This is a genomic window from Leuconostoc sp. C5, assembly GCF_056530425.1.
On sequence record NZ_CP134351.1, the window covers coordinates 1,435,593 to 1,458,391 of the forward strand.

Here is a 22,799-nt window from a genome sequence, read left to right on the forward strand (position 1 = left end):
ATTATTGATTAATATTGCGCACACTGTTGTCAGACAGTGTCATGCCATATTTTTTTGCAACCTTATCTAGATTTTTTTTACTCATGGCTGTTTGCACCTGTGTACGTAAATCGTCATTATTTTGCTTAGTTTCATCAATCTTGGTTTGAACCGTGTTTACACTAGCTGTTGTTTTGGTCGTTTGCATGCTTGTATAAACAACGCCAACCATCAATGCCAAAACAACAGTGGCAACAATAGCTACCATTATTCGCTCTTTTTTTGTCCAAGCGGCTGCTTTATATTTAGTACGACTATGAGTACGCGGCTGAGATGCTGTTAAAGGTGCTTGCTGTGCTAAAGGTGTATATTGATATGCATTTTGTGCCATGTAATATTCTCCAATTTATTTATCATTGCTAATCTTATGTAAGACCACAGCATCTAGTCTATTTTCTTCTTATGCCACGTAGTTTCGCCGACTCTGCACGATGATTGATAGCCATCTCTTCTGTGCTTGGTGAAATTGGTTTGCGCGTTAATAACTCATAATCAGCTTCAAATTGCCCCGGTAGCACTGGCAAACCAGCAGGTAATTCTGGTGCCGAAGATTTTTCACGAAACATTTGTTTTACTAAGCGATCTTCTAATGACTGAAAAGTAATCACACTAATTTTGCCGTCAGTTGCTAATAACTCAAGTGCTTGAGTTAATGAATCTTCTAAGGCACCTAATTCGTCATTGACAGCAATACGAAATGCTTGAAATGAGCGTTTTGCAGGATGTCCACCCTTTCGACGGGCGGGTGCTGGAATTGCTTCTTTAATGATGTCTACCAATTCAAAAGTCGTATTAATTGGTGCGTTTTCACGGTGCTGCTCAATCTTTCGAGCAATTTGCTTAGGGAAGCGATCTTCTCCATAACGGCTCAAAACACGCATCAATTCATTAAACGGCCACTCATTAACAATTGTTTTAGCTGTTAATGCTTGGCGTTGATCCATGCGCATATCAAGTTCAGCATCATATTTATAACTGAACCCTCGCTGACCATCATCAAATTGCACAGAACTAACACCCAAATCGTAAACAATACCATCAACTGCTGTCACACCATAATCCGCTAATGCGGAGGTTAATGTCCGAAAATTTTTATGAATTATAACTAATTTACCAGCAGCGATTTCATCTGCGTATTGTTCAGCGTTATATTGGATAGCTGTATCATCTTGGTCAAAACTATAAAGTGTACCGGTTGTGAGTTGCTTTAAGATTTCTCCAGTGTGTCCACCGCCACCTAATGTAGCATCGACATAAGTTCCTTCTGGTTTAATATCTAATAGAGCAATAGCCTCATGTAAGAGTACTGTTACATGTTCAAATGGCATAGCAGCCCTCTTTCTTAAAACTTGTATTATTAATTCGTTTAAAGGTCGAAGTCTACCAAACCTTCAGCAATATTATCAAAATCATCCGCAGTTTCAGCCGTATATGCTGACCAATTCTCTGCACTCCATATTTCAAATGAATCACCAACACCGGTAACTACAACACTTTTTTCTAGTGACGCGTATTCTCTTAAATTATTAGGAACAACAATTCGTCCCTGCTTATCAAACTCGGCTTCTAATGCACCAGCCATAACAAAACGTCTAAAAGCACGTGCATCTTTCTTGCCTAATGGTAATTGATTTAACTGCTCTTGCAATTTTTCCCAAACTGCCATCGGCATAGCGCGAAGTGATTTCTCCATCCATTTTGTAATAATGAATTGATCACCGAGTTGATTACGAAATTTTGCCGGAATAATTAAGCGACTCTTTGTATCAAGCGTATGTGAATATTCACCCATGAACATAGAGCCACCTCCATTAAAATTTCTATACTATTAATTTACCACATTTCCCCACTTCACTCCACCCAAATTATTGTTTTGTCACAAACTAGTAAATTTTCAGCACACAAAAAGCGCAGTTATCAAGGATAACTGCGCTTCAAAAATGTGGGGTTTAATGGAGGAATAACCCAATAATTGTTATCAAAATGACAATTATTGCGGCCAATAAACCACTCCATTGCCAGTACCTTCGCCAAAATGTTTGCCATCGCCAGTTATTTTGCAATAAAAACCAAGCTAAAAAGATCCCAACGACCAACCATACAAGTAAAAACCAAGGAACAAAGCTAATACCAAATAGATAACCCATTGTTTGGTGCAATACAATCCAGTTAGGAATCGTAATAATGTCTAATGTTTTAATAGATGCTTGTTTTAAAGCTGTCCATTTCTTAAATATAATGACAACTGTCCAAAAAATAAAACCACCGAGTGGCCAAATCCACCATTGCATGTTAATTACCTCGTATCTAACTTTAACGAATTCGCGTAGAAATTTCAATTATTTTAGAAGATATGTTAGACTAGAAAGTAATATATTAGAGGTGATATCAATGACTGACGAACAAAACCATCGACCGGTTAACACAAAATTACAAGCCGAAATAGAATCAAAGTTAAACCAGCACAAGGTGCCAAAAATTGATAAAAAACCACGGACACGTCTCGAAAAAATGACGTTAATTATGTCATGGTTTATGGTTATCTTAATGGCTGGATCAGTAATATACGCAGCTATTAGCGCATTAGGCTGGCTATAATAAAAAAGACGTAAATTCAGTGTAGTACTGAATTTACGTCTTTTTTATTATTCAACTGATATGAAGAATGGATACAATGGTTGTCCACCATCGTGAACTTCGACTTCTAGACCGTCATCTAATTCTTCCACAAATGCTTTTAACTTTTGTGCAACTTTAGCTTTTGTTCCCTCACCAAAAATAATTGTCACAATTTCAGAATCATCATCAATCATTTTTTGAATAGCTTCTTGCGCAGCTGATTCAACATTGTGAGCTACGACTTCAATGTCACCATCGATAATCCCCATCCAATCACCATGATGAATTTCATGGCCATTAAATTTAGTTTCGCGAACTGCCTGTGTGACTTGCGCCGACTTTACATCAGCCATCATTTCTGACATTTCTGCAGCATTTTGTTCCAAATCAGCATCAGGGTTATAGCCCATCATCGCTGTTAATCCTTGTTGAATTGTACGTGTTTTAACAACTTCTACTGGAATTTCCGCTAATGTAACTGCCTGTTCTGCTGCCATGAAAATATTGCTGTTGTTCGGTAAAATAATAGCCCTTTTTGCGCCACTATCTTCAATAACCTTAACAATATCAGCAGTTGATGGATTCATTGTCTGTCCACCAGAAATCACAGTATGAACGCCTAAACTTTTGAAAAGTTCAGCAATACCATCCCCAGCAGCAATGGCAATTACTGCTGTGTCAGATACTGGGACCTGCATTACAGCTATTTTTTCAACACGTGCTTCTTCTGCACGTTGTGCATCAATAACTGTTTGCTGTTGATCGCGCATATTGTCGACTTTAACTTTAACTAGTGAACCAAAATGTGTTCCCCAACTGATTACCTTACCAGGCTTCTCAGTATGCACGTGTACTTTAACAATTTCATCATCGTTGATAACTAATAAAGAGTCACCTAATTCTGCTAAATAATCGTAAAACTTTTGGTAATCAAAATCATGATCATATGTTGTGCCTTTACCAATCTGAACCATAATTTCAGTACAGTAACCATATTTAATATCTGCTGGATCTAAACTGCTACTAGCTTGCGCCCCCGCATGAAGTTCCTTGACCATTTGATCAAGCTCAGCATTATCAGGTGCTTTAATATCTTCTTCATTAAAATCACCACTGATCACTTGATAGAAAGCTTGCAATACGAAAACAAGTCCTTGTCCGCCAGAATCAACAACACCCACTTCTTTTAAGACTGGTAACAATTCAGGCGTTGAATCCAGAGCTACTTGTGCTGCTTCCTGAACAGCAGCCATCAGTTCAACAATGTCGTCTGTTTGATCAGCCACCTTGTTTGCTTTAGCTGCCGCCTCACGAATAACCGTCAAGATTGTTCCTTCAGTAGGTTTCATCACTGACTTATATGCCACTTGTGCACCACTCATTAATGCATCAGCTAGATCACGTGCCGATAGTGTTTCTTTTCCAGCCATACTATTGGAAAATCCACGAAAAATTTGTGATAATATCACGCCTGAGTTACCACGTGCTCCCATCAGTAAACCCTTGGAAGTAGCTTTGGCCAAGGCACCAATTTCTGTTTCTAGTGAGTCACGCTCATACTGCGCACCACTCGCCATTGAAAGGCTCATGTTCGTTCCTGTATCGCCATCAGGAACCGGAAATACGTTTAATTTATTAATTTTATCTGCATTAGCAGCAAGTACAGCCGCTGCAGCATTAATCATCTTACCAAATTCAACATTGGTAATCTTTGTTAGTGAATTAACTGACATAATCTCTCCTAGTCACTGACGCGAACACCCTGAACAATCACGTTAACCTCAGAAACATGAATACCCAAAAATGCGTCAAGATTATACTTTACTTTACCTTGAACTGATTTTGAAATCTCGGACAATTTAGTACCGTACTGTGCAACTAAGTAGACATCAACTGCAACACCACTATCTTTTTGATGAACTACAACGCCTTTAGCATAGTTTTCCCGATTCAGAATCTGATTAACGCCATCGCGAAAAGTTGCTTTAGATGCCATCCCAACAACACCAGGATTTTCAATTGCAGATCCACCAACAATTGTAGCAATAACATCATTTTCAAGGCTAATATCGCCATTATTTGTTTTAATTATAATTGCCATAAAATTTAAGAACATTTATCGTTATATTGAGATGTCTTTTATCAACACCCTAAAGTATAACAATAAATGCATTTCCTCCTCACAAAGAGTTTACTAAGTATATTTTACCATACATAAATTAAGTTGCATTGAGAGGTGTTCTATCTATTAATAAAAAAGACCACCCCATGGTGGTCTTACGACGTCAGCAAGCTAACGAAATACTAGCTTAAACGCGTTCGATAGAACCGTTCTTCAATCCAGCCTTCAAAGTACGTGCTGTCAAGTAAACTTTCTTTGGTGCAGCACCATTAATTTTAACCGTAACTTTTTGCAAGTTTGGCTTCCAGCTACGACGACTTGAGTTCAACGCGTGTGAACGTTGGTTACCAAAGCGTGTACGCGCACCAGTAATAGCATCTTTTGCCATGTTTAACCCTCCTTCTTCGAGCTGTTTATTTTTTAAAAGCTCTTTCTACAACAATATTAAATTTTACCAGAAATTCAACCCTTTGACAAGTTAATTTGTATATTTAGCTAAAATCTTTGCTAATTGTTCTTTATTATGGAATCCCGTTAAGCGTTCCACAACTTCTCCATCTTTTTTAATCAAAAGCGTTGGAATAGCACGAATACCGAATGCAGCAGGAGTTTCAGGGTTAGCATCCACATCCATTTTAACAAACTTCACATCGTCGACTTCATCAGATAGCACATCCAGAACAGGTGATTGCATGCGACATGGACCACACCAAGTTGCCCAAAAATCTGTTATGCTAACGCCCGTGTTTGTTTCTTGATTAAAAGTTGCATCTTCTACTGTTTTAACTGCCATGTTGTTTTTCTCCATCTACAGACTGCGTAATCATTATGATTCCTGTATCAAAGGACACGTGAACTGAATCTGATATAAATTCATTCGATGACCACATTTTATACTTATTTTTTGTTAGTGTCAATGGGTACTTGGCATCTATTATTTTGAAGTTCTCAACATCATTGAGCGGCATAAATCCTAAATACTTTGAGTTAGGATACTTTGCAATCTCACTTAAGCCAGGTGTAACATAGCTCACGATGTTTGTATTATCAATAAAATTCGTTTTTTCAACAATACTTTCAAACTTTTCATCAGCCATTAACCACAAATTACTCAACATGTGATCAATTCGTGCACCAGTAGCACCAAATATTTTAATAGTATCGGGATCTTTTTCTTGAGCGTACATCAAGGCCAATTCTGTGTCCGTTTCATCTTTTTCGGCCTTGACATGAATAATTTTTTGCGCGGCTAAATGATTTTGAATTGTGGTTAATTCAAAATCTGTTAGAGAATCAAAATCACCAACCGCCATGATCATTGGTATATTTTTTTGGTATAGATACCAAGCACCTCTATCAGCGCCAATCCACATCCCTTGTTCCTGAAATAGATTTTTGGGCCATAATTCCGTTGGCCCACCGGCTAAGATATTAATCTGCATTATTTAATTAAATCTTTCAAAATACCAATTTTTGCAGCAGGATCTACTTTATCGTACACATACGATCCAGCCACAAAAACGTTTGCACCAGCATCATATGCTGATTTAATCGTCTCGTTATTCACGCCACCATCAATTTCAATATCGAAGTCAAAGCCACGCTCCTCACGGAATGTTTGTAGTTGTTCAATTTTTTGCAGCGTTGATGGCAAGAACTTTTGTCCGCCAAATCCTGGGTTTACAGTCATAACTAGTACTTGATCAACCATATCCAGTACTGCTTCAATTGCGGATACTGGCGTTCCTGGATTGATAACAACTTCTGCTTTGACACCTTTGTTCTTAATCATTTGTAAAGCACGGTGAATATGTGGTGTTGCTTCAACATGAACACCAATGATGTCTGCACCAGCATCCGCAAATTCTTCAACAAAGCGTTCTGGATTTTGAATCATTAAGTGAACGTCTAACACTAAATCAGTTTCCGGGCGCAATTGCTTGACCCAATTTGGACCATAAGATATAGCGGGCACAAAAGTACCATCCATAACATCGATGTGCAAATACTCTGCACCAGCAGCTTCAACAAGCTTGACGTCACGTTCCAAATTTGTGTAATCTGCGCTCAAAATTGATGGTGCAATGATTCCTGACATGATATACCTCTTTTTAATTGTCTGTTTTATATTTTGGTTTTTGCGCTTTAATCAACTCATAAAACGCCTTATAACTATTATACCTTGACTGTGTGATTGTGCCAACCGCTACAGCCTCTTTAATGGCACATCCTGGTTCATTCAGATGTAAACATCCACGGAAACGACAATCTTGACGTTTTTCAACAAACTCTGGAAAATAATCATCTAATTCTTCAACAGGAAAATCAAACACTTCATATGAAGAAAATCCTGGCGTGTCAGCAATCAAAGCCTCATCTACCTCAATCAACGTTACCTGTCGTGTTGTGTGTTTTCCTCGACTCAACGCTTTAGAAACTTCACCCGTTTCAAGCCCGAGTTGTGGCGATAGATGATTCAGTAATGTTGATTTTCCAGCTCCCGTTTGCCCCATAAAAACTGAAACATGGTCTTTTAACATCATTTTAAGCGCTTCAAAAGCGCTTTTTGAATCTGAAAAAATAACATCATAACCAATACTTTGATAATAATTAGCGACGTGATTTATTTTCTCATGTTCAGATTTTTCCAGCAAATCCATTTTAGAAAAATATATCAACGGTCTTACGTTTGCAGCTTCAAGTGCCACCAACTGACGGTCTAACAAATTTGGTGCAAAATCAGGTTCCTTGACAGCTGTCACAATAACGGCAATATCAATATTTGCTATTGGCGGGCGAACTAAAAAGTTCTCCCGTTCATGGATTGCCCAAATAAAGCCCTCGTCATTTTCACTCTCAAAATCAACAAAATCGCCAACTAGCGGTTTTTGCTTAGATTTCCGAAATTCACCGCGAGCTCGCGTTCTTTGAATGTCACCACTGGGTAACTGTATATCGTAATAACCGCTGAGCGATCTAATAATTCGTCCTGTTTTCATACCATTAATCATAACAAAAAAAGCCGATAATATCGACTTTTAGACACGTTGTTATTGACTCGAAGAGCTCTCAGATGTGGAACTGTCCGATGATGTAGTACTAGAATCCTCACTACTTGTTGAACTGCTTGAGGAACTACTGCTAGAACTAGAAGACGATGAACTACTACTACTTGAGCTCGATTGTTCTGGTCCCTGTGAAATCGTAATTAATAAGGTGTTATCTTTTGTAATCTTTGATCCGCCACGGATTGATTGACTAATAACATGGTCCTTCTTAACAGAATTGGAGTAAGTCGTATTAAAATTAACAGTGACATCATTTTGTGATGCCCAATTTTGAACATCGCTTTGTGTGCTACTTTTAGTGAAGTCAGGGACAGTAATCTTAACCGGTCCTGTTGAGACAGTGAAAGTCACCTTTGTGGCTGTAGGGTCTACCTTCCCATTGGCATTAATAGATTGAGCTATAATTATGCCTGCAGCTACACTATCTGACGCTTGTTGTTCTTTTTGAATTTCGTATCCTTGCGAGCGCAATTGTGCTGCTGTTACATCATAATCCGATCCAACATAATCTCCAAAACGCACTTTTGCCTTACCAGAGGAAATAACCAAGTTGATACTGTCCCCTTTTTTTACGTCAGTTCCTTCTTTAGGGGTTGAACGCACAACACTGCCCTTTTTGATGGTTGTCGAAGTTGTCGAAGTCACACTACCAACATTCAATCCAGCTTCTTGTATTTTCTTTTCAGCCTTGGCTCTTGTTAAGTTGGATAAGCTCGGCACAGTGATTTGACTAGCCTGAATATGAATAAACGCAAAAATAGCAATAATAGCAACAATAAAAAGCACTGCAAAAGCCAAAATTTTAGGTAATTTATTTTCACGATACTTGATGCCATTGCCCCGAAGCACACTTCTAACATAATTAGGTGTCCGATCAACAATTTTTGCGATACTTTTAACAGCGTAACCTTTTTTACCATACTCAATGATCAGATCTTTTACTGATGGTTCCTCAGGAACTTCCTCCGGTAAAACATTAACAGAGGAAACACCATTCTTGAGCTGGTCTTGAATTTGTTCCATCGGAATAATGCGCGTTTCGTTTTCAATATCCGCAGTTGGCGCAAATCGTTGTTCATTTGAACGACGTGGCGATAGAACTGTTTTTAAATCTTCAGCCATAACTGAGACATCTAAATAACGATCCTGTGGGTTCTTAGCTGTGGCTTTTAAAATAACATTTTCTAGTGCTTGGGGAATTCTTGGATCAAAATCACGTACTGAAGGCATATCAGCAGTTGCATGTTTTAGTGCTACTGCGACCGGCGTATCTCCTTCATACGGCACTTGCTTCGTTAGCATTTCATATAACATAACACCAAGTGCATAGATATCAGACTTTGCTGATGCCATGCCCCCACGGGTTTGTTCTGGTGACAAATAATGAACTGAACCAATCACGGTATGCGTCTGCGTCAAATCTTGCTCTGACTTAGCAATTGCAATACCGAAATCGGTAATCTTCACTTGATCATTTCTGTCAATTAAAATATTTTGTGGTTTTAAATCACGATGAATAATACCTGAATTATGTGCAGCCTGCACGGCGTTTAATATTTGCATCATAATATCAACAACTTGTTGATATGCAATTGGAAAATGTTCACCAATGTATGATTTAAGATTTGTACCATCAACATATTCCATGACAATATATTGTGAACCTTGGTACTCACCAACGTCGTATACTTGGACAATATTGTCATTAATCAGTTCTGTTACTGATAAGGCCTCACGTTGAAAGCGTTTTGCCAAATCTACATCATTTTTCATATCAAGACGCATCATTTTAAACGTTACATCACGATTAAGAAATTCATCATGCGCCAAATAAACATTGGCCATACCGCCATCGCCAAGCGATTTTATAATACGGTATCGATTGTCAACTAGTGTATCTGGTAACATCTCTAATCCTTTTCATGTGTGACGAGTACCGCCGTCACGTTATCTGGTGCGCCTTTTTCATTTGCTTGCTGAATCATATCAAAAACTTTAATATCAAGTGGTTCTTCGTAGCGCATTATTTGCTTAATTGTCTTGTAGTCTAATACTTTTGTAATACCATCAGATGTTAGAAATAAAATATCATCTGCCACAAAATCGTGTTGAGAAATTTCAATATCTGCGTGTTCATCAACACCTAAAAATCGTGTCACACTATTAGCGTGTACCATGTTACTAGCATCTGCACTGGCCATAGCCCCTCTACGAACGATTTCATTTTTTAAAATATGGTCATTGGACAGTTGGGTTAATTGATTATTATGCAACAAAAAGGCTTTGGAATCGCCTAAATTAGCAATCACAACTTTTTCGTCAAACAATACAGCCAAAACAACGGTCGTTGCCATCTGTGACAGCTCTTGAAAGCGTTGCCCGGCCTTTATAATAGCATCATTTTCAATTTTAGCTTGTTTTTTTAACCACGCAATTGTAGGAACAATTGTCTCCAAATCATTGCTTTCCCAAGCATGTCCGAAGTGCTCAACAGTCATTGCACTGGCAACCTCACCGCCTTCATTCGAAGTAACGCCGTCAGCAACGATCACCATTGTCCGTCCAACTTTATTTATAAAAGAACCTACATAATCTTCATTGTCGTGGCGCTTGGATCCAGGATCCGTACGATAGGCAATTGCCATTAATCATTTTTCCTCAATGTAGCAACGAAAAAGCCATCTGTATGGTAATCATTGGGATACACATGTAAGGCTTTTTCGCCATGATCTAATTTTAATTTATACGTTGTTTCCGTTGGAATTAATTCAAAATTTGGATGGTCTTCCAAAAAATTTGTTACAACATCGTCATTTTCTTGACGCAAGATTGTACAAGTACTGTAAACCATGATACCATTTTTTGCAAGGTTTTGGCTAACTGAATCCAAAATTTGTGTTTGTAAACGAGCTAAACTTTCGACATCTTCCAAGGTTTTATCATATCTAATTTCAGGCTTTCGACGCAATAAACCAAATCCTGAACATGGTGCATCAACTAAAATTCGATCAAATTTTTTGTCAATTTGTTCAGGAACTTTTCTTGCATCTAGGACACGTGCATGAATTTTATCGGCTACGTGTAATCTCTCAGCATTGTTGTTAATTAACTTAATTTTATGCTCATGAACATCTAAGGCCGTAATCACAGCATCTGGAGCGCTGTATTGTGCAAGTTGCGTGGTTTTTCCACCAGGTGCCGCCGCTGCATCTAAAATACTTTTAACCTCAGGCGTCAAATGTAAACTTTCTACTGGTAGCATCGCACTTTCATCCTGCAAAGTTAACCAACCATCATGGTATGCTTTAGAACTGGCCACATGCCCACCGCTGACTAAAAACGCATGTGCAGCAACGCTAGATGCTGTAATAGTGAGATTTTCTGATTCTAGCGCAGTAACCACTGCTTGATCAGTAGCTAGTAACGTATTAACACGAATGGATTGCTTAGGTGCATCATTGATTGTAGCAATGATTTGGCGTGCTCGTTCATCCCCATTTTGCTTAATCAACTCTTCAACCAACCAAACCGGCAAACTTGCTTCAATAGAAAGGTGTTGTATGTCATCACCAATGTCGGCAACACTACGAAGGCCTTTACGACTAATGTTATGCAAGATGGCAGTAACAAATTTTCCTGTTCCAACATGCCCTAGTATTTTAGCTACTTCAATTGATTCATTAAAGATGGCATGCTGTGGTATCTTATCTAGGTATTCCATTTGGAAAATAGCTGTATATAGCAGCTCCCGAACCCATGGATCAATTTTTTTGCTACCTACGAAAGGTTCAAGCCAATACTCAAAAGTTAAGCGATGCTGAATGACACCGTAAACCAAAGTTGTTAATAAACGAGTATCTGCTTCACCCAGCTTATGTTGCTTGATCACTTGATTTAATTGTAGATTAGAATATGCACCATTTTTTATTTTGGCTAGTGTTTGAACTGCTAAAACACGTGGATTGTCACTGTAAACTCGTTTATCGCTCATTAATTGTTGCCCATTTCTGACCTACTTCAAGATCTTTTCCAGCGCCATTTAAATAGGCACTAATCGCCATTTCTGATTTACCTGCCGGCTGTAGTCGGTTGATTTGAACAACCGTACCATTTGCGGAGGCCACTTTTAATTGTTTTTTGCTTTTCTCAACAATGGTGCCCGGTTCTTGCGCTGTTAATTCAGGCAAGGGTGTCACATCAGTGATTTTCACGCGTTGATCCAAAACCTGCACAAAAGCTGGATGAGTTGGATATAAACCACGTATATGCCAGTCTAGTTCTTGGGCTGTTTCTGTCGCAAAATTAAGATTCTGCATGTCGTGCGGTATATTTGGTGAAAAAGTAACTTCTTCTTCATTTTGTACTACTGGGTCAATATTACCGGTAGCGATTTTAGGGAGTGTCTTTAATAGCAAATCACGTCCAGCAATACTTAATTTGTCAAACATCGTGCCAACATTATCGGTGCTCGTAATTGGAACTTTTATCGTATCAATAACATCACCGGCATCCATTTTTTTGACCATGTACATAATTGAAACACCGGTTTCTTTATCGCCATTCATAATGGCATAATGAACTGGTGCACCACCTCGATATTTTGGTAATAATGAAGCATGCGTGTTAACTGCAGCAATTTTGGCCGCGTCTAATAATTTTGTAGGTAAAAATTGTCCAAATGCTGCGGTCACGATGAAATCAGGATTAATATCAATGACTTGTTGCATCTCAGGAGAACCACTTATTTTTTCTGGTTGTAAAACAGGCACGTCGTGCGCCAGTGCTGCAACTTTAACAGGACTTGGTGTTAAAGTATGCTTGCGTCCCTGTGGGCGATCGGGTTGTGTCACAACAGCCTTCACATCATAATCATTATTTTCAAGAAGCGCTTCTAATATCGGTACTGCAAAACTTGGAGTGCCCATTAATACTACTGAATATGTCATTTTATACCTCTCAAACAGCTGTGTTAGGGTGTTTTATTTTTTATTCGCACGATAACACAAAAATGTCCGAGCAATCTCGGACAGTTATCAGTATTTATTATAACACATCACATAAATGAGACAGGATCACGATCAATGCTTAGCTGCAAATCACCTTTAGCCTTTTGTGCGCGATTTTGTAGTTCCTGTAGCAACGTGTCCATTTCATTACGTTTTTTAAACTTTAGGATAATTTGAAAGTAATAGCGCTTGCGCATTTTAGCAATTGGCTTTGGCGAAGGTCCTAAAATAATCACATCTTTCTTAGCATGCGAACGTAGCCAGCGCGCAACTTTCAGCATTTGAATGGCGGCTTGATTTTCATCTGAATGGCTGGCTTGTATCTGAACCGTGTAGTAGTACGGTGCGTAATTTCCAGCATGCCGGACGGCCATCTCTTGTCTGTAAAAACCTTCATAATCATGATTTTGAGCATAAGTAATTGCATAATGCTGTGGATTGAACGTTTGCACCAACACCTCACCAGGTTTTTTAGCCCGTCCAGCTCGCCCACTAACTTGGGTCAGCAATTGAAATGTACGTTCACTGGCATGGAAATCCGGCAATCCCAAAGAGGTATCTGCATTCAAAACACCGACTAAAGTAACATCAGGAAAGTCGAGTCCTTTAGCAATCATTTGCGTGCCTAATAAAATATCTGCCTCATGATTACCGAATTTTTGAAGCATCTTATCCATACTACCCTTTTTGCGTGTCGTATCTTGATCCATACGAATCACCCGCGCATCAGGAAATAATTCTTGTAACTCAGCTTCAACCTTTTCTGTACCAGTCCCATAATAACGTATACGTTTAGAACCACATTGCGCACAGATAGTGGGTATTTTTTCTTCATGACCACAGTAGTGGCACTTCAGTGTATGTGTGTCCATGTGCAGTGTCATAGCTAAATTACAATTAGGATCACATGGAACATAACCACAGTCTCGACACATCACGAAACTTGAAAATCCTCGGCGATTGAGCATCAACACACTTTGTTCACCTTTCGCCAAACGGTCGGCTAATTTGATACGTAATTCTTCCGAAAAATTGGTCTCTGGTCCTCGTGACAGCGTTTCTTTCATATCAATCACATTAACGCTCGGTAGTTTTGCGCCTCCTGCGCGCTGTGTCAGTGTTAATAGTTCATAAACACCGCGTTGTGCTCGCGCACGACTCTCCAAAGAAGGTGTCGCTGAGCCCAAAATAACCGGTATTTGATAGTATTGGCCACGCCAGAGTGCGATATTTCTGGCATCATACCGCGGATTATCAGACTGTTTATAGGTTGTTTCATGTTCTTCATCAACAATAATTAAACCAATATTTGTCAGTGGGGCAAACACAGCAGAACGTGCACCAACAACAATTTTCACATCACCGCGCTCAATTCTACGCCACTCATCGTAGCGTTCACCATCACTTAATCCCGAATGTAAAACTGCTGTCTGGGCACCAAAACGGCCTTTGACCCTTCTAACCATTTGTGGCGTGAGGGCAATTTCAGGCACCAAAAAAAGAACCGTTTTTCCCTGCTCAAAAACATGTTGTGCCACCTGTAAGTAAACTTCAGTTTTACCTGAGCCAGTAATACCTTCAAGTAAAAATGGTTGAAACCTTTGCGCATCAAATGTACCAGAAATACGTTCATAGGCCTCTTGTTGCTGCGCATTTAACTCAAGTAACGCTGTTTGTTTAACTTCAGCATGAAATGGATCGCGAAGAAGCTCCACTTTTGTTTTCATTAACCATTTTTTAGTTGCAGCTTGGTTTAAGACGGCGTCACTGATATCGATAACATCCTGCAGGTCCTTTTTCACCCATGTTTCAGCCAAATGACCGAGTATGAACTGCAACAACGTTTCTTGTTTCTTTGCTGAAGATCGTAATCCTCTTAACTCATCCTCCAAAAATTCAACATCATCACTGAACTGATAAGCTAATTGTGTCTTTATCTTCGCCTTGTCATGCACTGCCACTTCTACATCAATTTTATGTTGACGACGTAGCTTAAGCAAAGTTGCCATATCTTGCTCAGTAAAGTCGCCTGTTTTAAAAGCTATCTCATCAAGCCCTTTAAATAAACGATCACGTACATCGTCATCCACTTCGTCAATAATCCTTAAAGTACGCTCGTAGTTTGCTTTAAACACATTTGGCAGCATCGTTTGTAAAATTGTAATTCGAAAAGCAAATGTTTCACTGGCTAAGTAATCAGATAGATTTAGTAGTTCTGTATTTAATACCGGTGTTAAATCTAATATTTGCTGAATTGGGCGCACTTGTTCCACTGGTAAGTCAGTTGAAGCGATTAAACCAACAACAAATCCCATCACATTCCGGCGACCAAAAGGCACCGTCACACGCATGCCCAACAATAGCGAATCTATCATATTCTCCGGAACGGCATAGGTATAAGGCTGATCAGTTTGCATTGTTGGCACATCAACAATGATTTGTGCGTATTGTTTCGTCATAACTCTATTTTACCAGAGGGGCTTATAGGCGTCATTTCATTTCGCAAAATGCCATATTTCATGCTATCCCAATACTGACCTTGCCACCATCTCACTTGTCGGATTTGTCCTTCTAATTTTAAACCCAGTTTCTCGCTTACACGCATCATAGCCTCATTACCAGACCAAGTGGTTAAACCAATATGTGGTAAACTGTCATATTGCTCAAATAATATTTCCAACCACATACCTAATGCACGGGTGCCAATTCCTTGTTGCCATGTTGCTTGTTGATAAATAACAATTCCTACTTCAAGCCAAGATTTTAATTGTCCATCCTCAAAATATGCACTCACATCACCAATAATTTGACCGTCGTATAAAATAACCCGCCGATTCATATTATTCACGAATCTTTCAGGGCCAATATTATTGATAAAATCGTCTTTTTTAGGTAACACATCTTTAAAATATGGTCCGTTCCATTTAGTCCACTCAGCTTGCGGATCACTATAAGCTGTTTCCCAAAATAACGCTAAATCTTCTGTTTTGAATTGTCGTAATTTTATCATTTTTACCTTTCAAAAAAAACCGGTATAAAACCAGTTTTTCTCTAAATATGCTTAATATTAAATCCTGTTCTAGTTTGAATAGCATCTAGTGCTTGTAAGTAACGTGCATAATATCCATAAGGATCATCACTATCGCCTTTTGCATCAAGAATTACTAGTTTGTCCGTAAATCCATATTCTTCAATCACTTCTAACAAATGGCGGTGGAAAGCCCAACGCGAATCATTATCTGAAGTTGTCATATTTCGGAAGCCGTCATCAACATAAGGAGTCACCGGTGGAATAAGTAGAATTAAGTCAATCAACTCCTCACCAATTGTATTATCAAACAATGGCTTCAGCTGCGCATTATCCACATCGTTTAACCACATATCTGCATATACTTTGGTCACCATTGCATCAGTATCAAAAATCGTTAGACCATTGTTAGCTGGAGAATTAATTTCTCTTGAGTTCGCATCATATTGCCCTTGAATTAAACGGATGTAGTCTTTAACGACTAACTCTTCATCGCTAACATTCGATTTTTCTTGATACTCACGAGCATACTCTTCTGAAAATGGTGAATTACTTGTTCGAGCCAAACGACGCACTAATGTGGATTTTCCTGTTGAAGCTGATCCCATCACCGTGACTTTTTTAGCAAAATGGCGTCGAAAAACACGGTTAATGTAATCCCAGTTTCCAATAGGATCTTTTCGAATATCTGTTGCTGATATTTTTAATACAGTGCGATCCATCAAGCTCACTTTGAACTGACCGTTCTTCGGTAATCTTGTTTCTAATTGATTTTTGTAATCTTTCTCACCGGTATAAAATGTAATCGTTGCATCTTTATTAACAATATTACGCTTAACCGTTTCAACAATTATTCGTGTCCACTCATCCCAACCATCAGGCATCATTGGGATATTGTCTTCATTGATGTAATCAACTTTAATATCTGTTTCGTCACTAAATGCTTCTCTCAAATAGCGAAAACGTTTCTCAACGGATAATCCGATTTGGTACCCTCTATCGTTTGTGTAACCAGAAGCAATAACAACGACACCATCATTTAAGGCAGCCGCTTTATAAATTTCTGCTTGGTGCCCTACGTGCATTGGTGCTAACGTACCAAAGAAAACGCCAATTTTGTCACCTTGAAGATCATCTGTGAATAAGTTCCCTGCAATTGTTCTCATGACTTTATTAATTATATCCTATTAAAATTTGAACATTGCGCATGTTCATTCTTTTTTGGTTAACTTTCGCCACTGAATAATACCGTATATAGCATTGACAGATAAGGCGAGGTTCATACCTAACATAGCAAACGCACTAGGATCCGCATGTCCCGTCCAAGCACGTCCCCACAAAACAATTTCGACTATATCAAAGAGTAGCCAAGCATACCATGATTCCGCAAACTTTGCGGTTTGCAGAATTTGAGCCCCCATTGATATGGTTGTTGTCAATCCATCCATGTACGGTTGTCTTGACCCAGCCTGATGTAAAATCATACCAACAATCACTAATATAACTAGGAATACTGGGATAACTAGAAGCCATTGTTTGAAGGTCATATATTTAGTCGCTACCACATCTTGACTGTCTTTTTCTGATAAATTATCGCGTTTCATAAAGCCAAGCCAAGCTGCAACACCAACAAATTGCATAACAACCCAAAATGCACTTAAAGCAACCTCACCAAACAACTGTGACTGAAAGGCCAGTGGCATGTACATAACAGAATAAATCAGGCCCCAAAAATAATTTGTTATACGACCCTTGGCGACCAATACAACAGTGATAATGTTCATCATCCCGGTTGCCAAGCCAAACCAATCGAGCGTGCTATTGTGAACAACACCCAGTGTCCAAACTAGTAATTGCAGTAAAATCAGTACTAAAAACAATACACCTTCAGCCCATTTCCAGCCAAATAACAATTCTTTGAAAATGTTCACGGGGTTAAAGTAGCGCCAAAAACGATGCCAGACTGGTTCCTCAACCATTATAGATTCTCCCTAATAATTATTTATTTCATTATATCAGTAAATAGCCTAAAAAACCGATTAGTTTAGGGAGATTTTGCCGTCCAAAAACCAGCTATTAATCTAATCTTTAAACAATTTCAAATATTTGCCGTAGCCATCTTTTTCTAAATCTTTTTTTGGAATGAACCGTAAGCTAGCTGAATTGATACAATATCTTAAGCCACCACGATCAGGCAATCCATCATTAAACACATGACCCAAATGAGATGCCGCTTCTTTTGAAGTAATTTCTGTCCTTGTCATTCCTAATGAACGATCTGTATTTTCTTGTAAATGCTCGTCGTCATCGATTCCTTTTGTAAATGATGGCCAACCACAGCCGGAATCGTACTTATCCGTTGAACTAAACAATGGTTCACCACTGACAACATCAACGAAAATACCATCCTCCCACCATTGGTCATACTTACCAGTGAACGGGCGTTCTGTTGCCGCATGTTGAGTCACCTCGTATTCTTCCGGTGTCAAACGAGCACGCAATTCTTCATCGTTATATTTTGTCATAAAATCCTCTTTTTATTTTTTAATTTTACGCTGGTTTTAAGATACGTCAACCAATAGAACTTAGCGGCGAAAATAAAAAAATGTCGGCATTTCTGCCAACATTTTAAATATGTTGTTCAATCCAATGCCACACTTCATCTTTACCATATTTTGTTTCCGATGAGAAAAATTGGAAATCACTGTCTTCATCATCAAAGCCTAATGCTTTTTTAATGACTGACTCAGCTTTATTAAACTTACCACGCGAAATTTTATCTGACTTAGTTGCTACAACTAAAATTGGAATATTATAGTAATGTAGCCATTCGTACATTGAGATATCGTCTTCACTAGGCTCATGGCGTGCATCTACTAAACTAATAACACCACGTAGCTGTTTACGACTAGTGATGTATTCTTCAATCATTACACCGAAAGCTTCACGCTGGGCCTTTGAAACTTTAGCATATCCATATCCAGGAACATCAACGAAATATAATTTATCTTCAACATCATAAAAGTTTAACGTTTGTGTCTTACCTGGTTGTGAAGATGTGCGAGCAAAATTTTTTCGTTGGATTAGTGTGTTTGTTAAAGAAGATTTACCGACATTTGAACGGCCAACCAAAGCTATTTCAGGTTTTCCGTCTGTTGGATACTGAGACGCTGATACAGCACTCATCACCATTTCGACATTGTGTACATCCATTTATTCACTCACCTTTTTTAATTGCAGTTCTGGCTGTTCACCCTGTTCCACGCTGGCTTTGGTAATAATAACTTTAGCAACATCATCACGACTGGGAATATCGAACATGACATCCTTCATCACATTTTCAATGATTGAGCGTAATCCTCGAGCGCCAGTGTGTCGCTTAATCGCAACACTAGCCATTGCATCCAATGCATCCGGTTGAAATTCAAGTTCAACATCATCTAGACCCAAAAGAGCAGTGTATTGCTTAATTAAAGCATTTTTAGGCTCTGTCAAAATTCTTGTTAAATCAGAAATAGTCAACTCGTCTAACACAGTTACAATAGGCAGACGACCAATAAATTCTGGAATTAACCCAAACTTGGTCATATCTTCTGGTTGCACATGATGCAAAATATTGTCGTCATTCAAAGCCTCAGCGTTTTCATTTGCATCTGAACCAAAACCAATAACTCGTTCGCCCAGTCGTTCCTTAATGATTGTGTCAATCCCAGCAAACGCACCACCAACGATAAACAAAATGTTGGTCGTATTCACTTGAATCAACTCTTGCTGTGGATGCTTACGGCCTCCTTGAGGTGGCACGCTGGCAGTTGTCCCTTCAAGCATTTTTAATAGTGCCTGCTGAACTCCTTCACCAGAAACATCACGTGTGATGGAGACGTTCTCTGATTTTTTAGCAATTTTGTCAATTTCATCAACGTAAATAATACCACGCTCAGCAGCTGCAACATCAAAATCAGCTGCTTGTAGTAATTTCAAAATAATATTTTCAACGTCTTCACCAACATAACCCGCTTCAGTCAATGTAGTTGCATCAGCAATTGCGAATGGTACGTTCAGAATACGTGCCAAGCTTTGTGCTAAATAAGTTTTACCCGAACCAGTTGGCCCCATCAAAGCAATGTTTGATTTTTGTAGCTCAACATCTAATGTTGGCGCCACGTTTTCATTAATACGTTTATAGTGATTATATACAGCTACCGCCAGAGTCTTCTTAGCATCTTCTTGTCCAATAACATAATCATTTAACTCATTAACAATCTCGTGTGGTGTTGGCAGTGACAACACTTCTGCTGCACGATCTACAGTCAATTCTTCTTCAATAATGCCTTCAGCCAAAGCAACACACTCATTACAAATGTAAACATCATTTGGCCCGGCAACAATCTTTTTTACTTCACTTGCAGATTTTCCACAAAAACTGCAGTGTATTTCTTCTTCAAAATTTGGTGTATTCGCCATGATTATTATCCTAAACTTTTAGTTACTTCCTCCATTCTACCAGTTTATTCCTACGCACGAAATAGTAAATTATGATAGTATGTGTGTTTATAAATTAATTCAAACCAAAATAAAAAAGCCTGTCGGCTTTTTTATTTTATTTAAACTGCTTTAGCAGAGTCAGTAACTTTCTTAATAGCTTCGCGCATAGCAATATCATGCTTCAACATTGATTCAGAGATAGCGGCACGCACTTTATCTTCTTCCATGTTGTATTGCGCAGCCAAGCTAGCAACTTCTTCAGAAACTTGTTCTGCTGAAGGATCGATCTTTTCAGCTGCAACGATTGCTTCTAATACCAAGCCAGTCTTTACACGTGTTTCAGCACCTTCTTCGAATTGCTTATGCAAATCATCTTCAGTTTGACCTGAAATTTGGAAGAACATTTCACGTGAAATACCTTGTTGTTGAAGTTGTCCCAAGTATTGGTCGATTTGACGATGTACATCTTCATCGATCATTTCTGCTGGAATTTCATCGCCATCAACTGAGGCATTATCAACTGCCTTAGAAATAACAGCGTCTTCAAAAGCAGCTTTAGCAGCTTGTGCCTTCTCATCAGCTAACTTCTTAGATGTCTTTTCCTTCAATTCAGCTAATGTTTCAACTTCTTCATCAACATCCTTGGCAAATTCATCATCTAATTCAGGCAATTCCTTGCGCTTCAATTCGTGAATTGTTACTTCGAACAAAGCTTCCTTGCCCGCCAAATCAGCAGCTTGATAGTCTTCAGGGAATGTTACGTTAACATTGACATCTTCACCAGCTGTGTGACCAACTAATTGTTCTTCAAAGCCAGGAATAAATTGACCTGATCCCAAAGCTAGAGAGAAGTCCTTGCCTTGTCCGCCATCAAACTTAACGCCATCAACTGAACCGTCAAAATCAATCACAACAGTATCGCCGTTTTCAGCCTTAACTGATTCTTCTTGCAAAACTAATTCTGCTTGGCCATCTTGCAAACGCTTGATTTCAGCATCTACATCAGCATCAGCAACTTCTTCGTCTTGTGCTTCAACTTCAAGGTTCAAGTATTCACCCAACTTAATAGCAGGGGCAGTCTTGACAACAGCCTTTAAAGTCCAAGCTTCACCCTTATTCATTGAAACGGGTTCGATGTTTGGACGACCAACTGGTGTGATACCAGCTTCATCAATTGCGGCTTCATAGGCAGCAGGCAAAACAATGTCCATTGCTTGTTGGTACAAAGCTTCTTCACCAAACTTTTGGAAGAAGAGTTGCTTAGTTACCTTACCCTTACGGAATCCAGGAATACTAACTTCGTTCTTGTTACGTTGGAAAGCTTGTTCCAAACCTTCTTCAACTTGCGCACGCGCGATTTCAAATTCTAATGTGCCTTGGTTTTTTTCATCCGCAGCTGGTGTCCACTTAGACATGTTATTTCCTCCGAGTTTTCAATACTATATAATTTTAGACTAAATTCAAGAATATCACAACCATTTTATCTATTTTTATCGCTTCAAATAAAACAAATTGACATACTTTTTAGAAATAGCATTTTATGGCGTTTCCATTATTATAGCTGTGCACCCTACAACAAATTATGGTAAGTAGGCAATTACGCGAGTTGGAAAACCTGGCGCTTTCTCAAACTTGGGTGTCATAACAGAAATAATTGCTCCGGTAGCCGGAACTTCATCCAAATGTGTTAGCATTTCAACTTGATAATGTCCTGACCTCAAAACTAGTTCTTCAGCTATAAAACCTTTTGTTGGTTGATTTACAGCTGTATCCGTGTCATAAGTTTCGTGACCATTAGCTACTGCATGACGCGTTTCATAAATATATTCAATGGCCTCAGCTGACCATCCAGGATAGTGCTTTTGACCATCACTATCTAAATTATCCATTAACTTTTGATTTGGCCAGCGTTTTGACCAATCAGTTCTAAAAGCAACAAAAGCACCTTCTGGTATTAAGCCGTTTTCATTTTCCCATTCTTTAATATCAGCAACTGTTAGTGAATAATCCGGATTTTTCTTGACAACGTCGGATTTATCAATGACAACTAATGGGGCTATTAAATCTTTCAACGGAATGTCAGTAACCCATTCGCCACTTTTAGCACCAAAATGAATTGGCGGGTCAATATGCGTGGCGTACTGACCCACGAAACTAAATTCTTTAACCAAAAAGCCATCCTTTTCGTTAGTAAAGATCGTTTTTGCAGAGGCCGCATTAAATTTGGGGAAATGGGGTGAGTTTGGTCCAAATTCATGAGACAAATCTACCCATTTACTTTTTTTTAATTCCACCAGAAAATTTTGAATCGACATAGAACTACTGTACTCCTTGGATTAATAATAAAAACCATTCTAACATTAAGCTCATAAAAAAACATAATAATGCTAATACTATTATCATTATTATGTTTTTATTAATATTTACTTCAT

General features: G+C 38.7%; 25 protein-coding genes. 1 reads left to right on the forward strand and 24 read right to left on the reverse strand.

Annotated features, from left to right (window positions below):
• Position 1: 1 nt before the first annotated feature.
• From ftsL to RHP56_RS07230, 4 genes are all read right to left on the reverse strand, one after another.
• The gene (gene ftsL, locus RHP56_RS07215) at positions 2-370 is read right to left on the reverse strand and encodes a cell division protein FtsL (protein ID WP_050895151.1); all 369 of its coding nucleotides are present in this window, start codon (positions 368-370) and stop codon (positions 2-4) included.
• Between the two features lie 58 nt (positions 371-428).
• Positions 429-1,367 (reverse strand): 16S rRNA (cytosine(1402)-N(4))-methyltransferase RsmH, encoded by a 939-nt coding sequence (gene rsmH / locus RHP56_RS07220; protein WP_011680174.1) that lies wholly within the window; start codon positions 1,365-1,367, stop codon positions 429-431.
• 38 nt (positions 1,368-1,405) lie between these two features.
• Complete coding sequence (mraZ, locus tag RHP56_RS07225; protein WP_002815203.1) at positions 1,406-1,837, reverse strand: division/cell wall cluster transcriptional repressor MraZ; 432 nt, start codon at positions 1,835-1,837, stop codon at positions 1,406-1,408.
• 151 nt (positions 1,838-1,988) lie between these two features.
• Complete coding sequence (locus tag RHP56_RS07230; RefSeq protein WP_011680175.1) at positions 1,989-2,330, reverse strand: DUF3397 family protein; 342 nt, start codon at positions 2,328-2,330, stop codon at positions 1,989-1,991.
• 100 nt (positions 2,331-2,430) lie between these two features.
• Here RHP56_RS07230 and RHP56_RS07235 point away from each other — a divergent pair, with 100 nt between their 5' ends.
• Positions 2,431-2,637: a DUF4044 domain-containing protein gene (locus RHP56_RS07235; RefSeq protein ID WP_014324983.1), complete on the forward strand. Its 207-nt coding sequence runs from the start codon at positions 2,431-2,433 to the stop codon at positions 2,635-2,637.
• Between the two features lie 47 nt (positions 2,638-2,684).
• Here RHP56_RS07235 and RHP56_RS07240 read toward each other — a convergent pair whose 3' ends face one another.
• From RHP56_RS07240 to RHP56_RS07335, 20 genes are all read right to left on the reverse strand, one after another.
• Positions 2,685-4,391, reverse strand: coding sequence for a DAK2 domain-containing protein (locus RHP56_RS07240; protein WP_102753155.1), 1,707 nt, complete (start codon positions 4,389-4,391; stop codon positions 2,685-2,687).
• An 8-nt stretch (positions 4,392-4,399) separates the two neighbouring features.
• Positions 4,400-4,759, reverse strand: coding sequence for an Asp23/Gls24 family envelope stress response protein (locus RHP56_RS07245; protein ID WP_014324985.1), 360 nt, complete (start codon positions 4,757-4,759; stop codon positions 4,400-4,402).
• 208 nt (positions 4,760-4,967) lie between these two features.
• On the reverse strand, positions 4,968-5,168 hold the full coding sequence (rpmB, locus tag RHP56_RS07250) for a 50S ribosomal protein L28 (protein WP_002815208.1): 201 nt from the start codon (positions 5,166-5,168) through the stop codon (positions 4,968-4,970).
• A 90-nt stretch (positions 5,169-5,258) separates the two neighbouring features.
• Positions 5,259-5,573 carry a thioredoxin gene (trxA, locus tag RHP56_RS07255; protein WP_011680179.1) on the reverse strand — a complete coding sequence of 105 codons (315 nt, stop codon included), beginning with the start codon at positions 5,571-5,573 and terminating at the stop codon, positions 5,259-5,261.
• On the reverse strand, positions 5,563-6,222 hold the full coding sequence (locus RHP56_RS07260; protein WP_102753154.1) for a thiamine diphosphokinase: 660 nt from the start codon (positions 6,220-6,222) through the stop codon (positions 5,563-5,565). Before RHP56_RS07260 ends, trxA begins: the two co-directional genes overlap by 11 nt.
• Positions 6,222-6,878 carry a ribulose-phosphate 3-epimerase gene (gene rpe, locus RHP56_RS07265; RefSeq protein WP_002815217.1) on the reverse strand — a complete coding sequence of 219 codons (657 nt, stop codon included), beginning with the start codon at positions 6,876-6,878 and terminating at the stop codon, positions 6,222-6,224. The genes RHP56_RS07260 and rpe overlap by 1 nt, the downstream gene beginning before the upstream one ends.
• A 13-nt stretch (positions 6,879-6,891) precedes the next feature.
• A complete protein-coding gene (gene rsgA / locus RHP56_RS07270; protein ID WP_102753153.1) occupies positions 6,892-7,779 on the reverse strand; it encodes a ribosome small subunit-dependent GTPase A in 888 nt (295 codons plus the stop codon).
• A gap of 51 nt (positions 7,780-7,830) precedes the next feature.
• Complete coding sequence (gene pknB, locus RHP56_RS07275; protein WP_102753152.1) at positions 7,831-9,756, reverse strand: Stk1 family PASTA domain-containing Ser/Thr kinase; 1,926 nt, start codon at positions 9,754-9,756, stop codon at positions 7,831-7,833.
• Between the two features lie 2 nt (positions 9,757-9,758).
• On the reverse strand, positions 9,759-10,493 hold the full coding sequence (locus RHP56_RS07280; RefSeq protein WP_011680184.1) for a protein phosphatase 2C domain-containing protein: 735 nt from the start codon (positions 10,491-10,493) through the stop codon (positions 9,759-9,761).
• Positions 10,493-11,839: a 16S rRNA (cytosine(967)-C(5))-methyltransferase RsmB gene (rsmB, locus tag RHP56_RS07285; protein WP_102753151.1), complete on the reverse strand. Its 1,347-nt coding sequence runs from the start codon at positions 11,837-11,839 to the stop codon at positions 10,493-10,495. The genes RHP56_RS07280 and rsmB overlap by 1 nt, the downstream gene beginning before the upstream one ends.
• Complete coding sequence (gene fmt, locus RHP56_RS07290; protein WP_102753150.1) at positions 11,829-12,794, reverse strand: methionyl-tRNA formyltransferase; 966 nt, start codon at positions 12,792-12,794, stop codon at positions 11,829-11,831. Before fmt ends, rsmB begins: the two co-directional genes overlap by 11 nt.
• Positions 12,795-12,901: 107 nt before the next feature.
• Complete coding sequence (gene priA / locus RHP56_RS07295; protein ID WP_102753149.1) at positions 12,902-15,313, reverse strand: primosomal protein N'; 2,412 nt, start codon at positions 15,311-15,313, stop codon at positions 12,902-12,904.
• On the reverse strand, positions 15,310-15,864 hold the full coding sequence (locus RHP56_RS07300; RefSeq protein WP_102753148.1) for a GNAT family N-acetyltransferase: 555 nt from the start codon (positions 15,862-15,864) through the stop codon (positions 15,310-15,312). The genes priA and RHP56_RS07300 overlap by 4 nt, the downstream gene beginning before the upstream one ends.
• A 41-nt stretch (positions 15,865-15,905) precedes the next feature.
• Positions 15,906-17,048: a nicotinamide-nucleotide adenylyltransferase gene (locus tag RHP56_RS07305; RefSeq protein WP_002815228.1), complete on the reverse strand. Its 1,143-nt coding sequence runs from the start codon at positions 17,046-17,048 to the stop codon at positions 15,906-15,908.
• 45 nt (positions 17,049-17,093) lie between these two features.
• Positions 17,094-17,861 (reverse strand): nicotinamide riboside transporter PnuC, encoded by a 768-nt coding sequence (pnuC, locus tag RHP56_RS07310; protein WP_011680189.1) that lies wholly within the window; start codon positions 17,859-17,861, stop codon positions 17,094-17,096.
• Positions 17,862-17,963: 102 nt separating this feature from the next.
• The gene (gene msrB, locus RHP56_RS07315; RefSeq protein ID WP_010281611.1) at positions 17,964-18,407 is read right to left on the reverse strand and encodes a peptide-methionine (R)-S-oxide reductase MsrB; all 444 of its coding nucleotides are present in this window, start codon (positions 18,405-18,407) and stop codon (positions 17,964-17,966) included.
• A gap of 103 nt (positions 18,408-18,510) precedes the next feature.
• Positions 18,511-19,095 carry a ribosome biogenesis GTP-binding protein YihA/YsxC gene (gene yihA / locus RHP56_RS07320; protein ID WP_102753147.1) on the reverse strand — a complete coding sequence of 195 codons (585 nt, stop codon included), beginning with the start codon at positions 19,093-19,095 and terminating at the stop codon, positions 18,511-18,513.
• Positions 19,096-20,346 (reverse strand): ATP-dependent Clp protease ATP-binding subunit ClpX, encoded by a 1,251-nt coding sequence (gene clpX / locus RHP56_RS07325; protein ID WP_011680190.1) that lies wholly within the window; start codon positions 20,344-20,346, stop codon positions 19,096-19,098.
• A 140-nt stretch (positions 20,347-20,486) separates the two neighbouring features.
• Positions 20,487-21,782 carry a trigger factor gene (tig, locus tag RHP56_RS07330; RefSeq protein WP_025268335.1) on the reverse strand — a complete coding sequence of 432 codons (1,296 nt, stop codon included), beginning with the start codon at positions 21,780-21,782 and terminating at the stop codon, positions 20,487-20,489.
• Between the two features lie 165 nt (positions 21,783-21,947).
• Positions 21,948-22,682, reverse strand: a complete 735-nt coding sequence (locus RHP56_RS07335; protein WP_102753146.1) for a cyclase family protein — start codon at positions 22,680-22,682, stop codon at positions 21,948-21,950.
• Positions 22,683-22,799 lie beyond the last annotated feature (117 nt).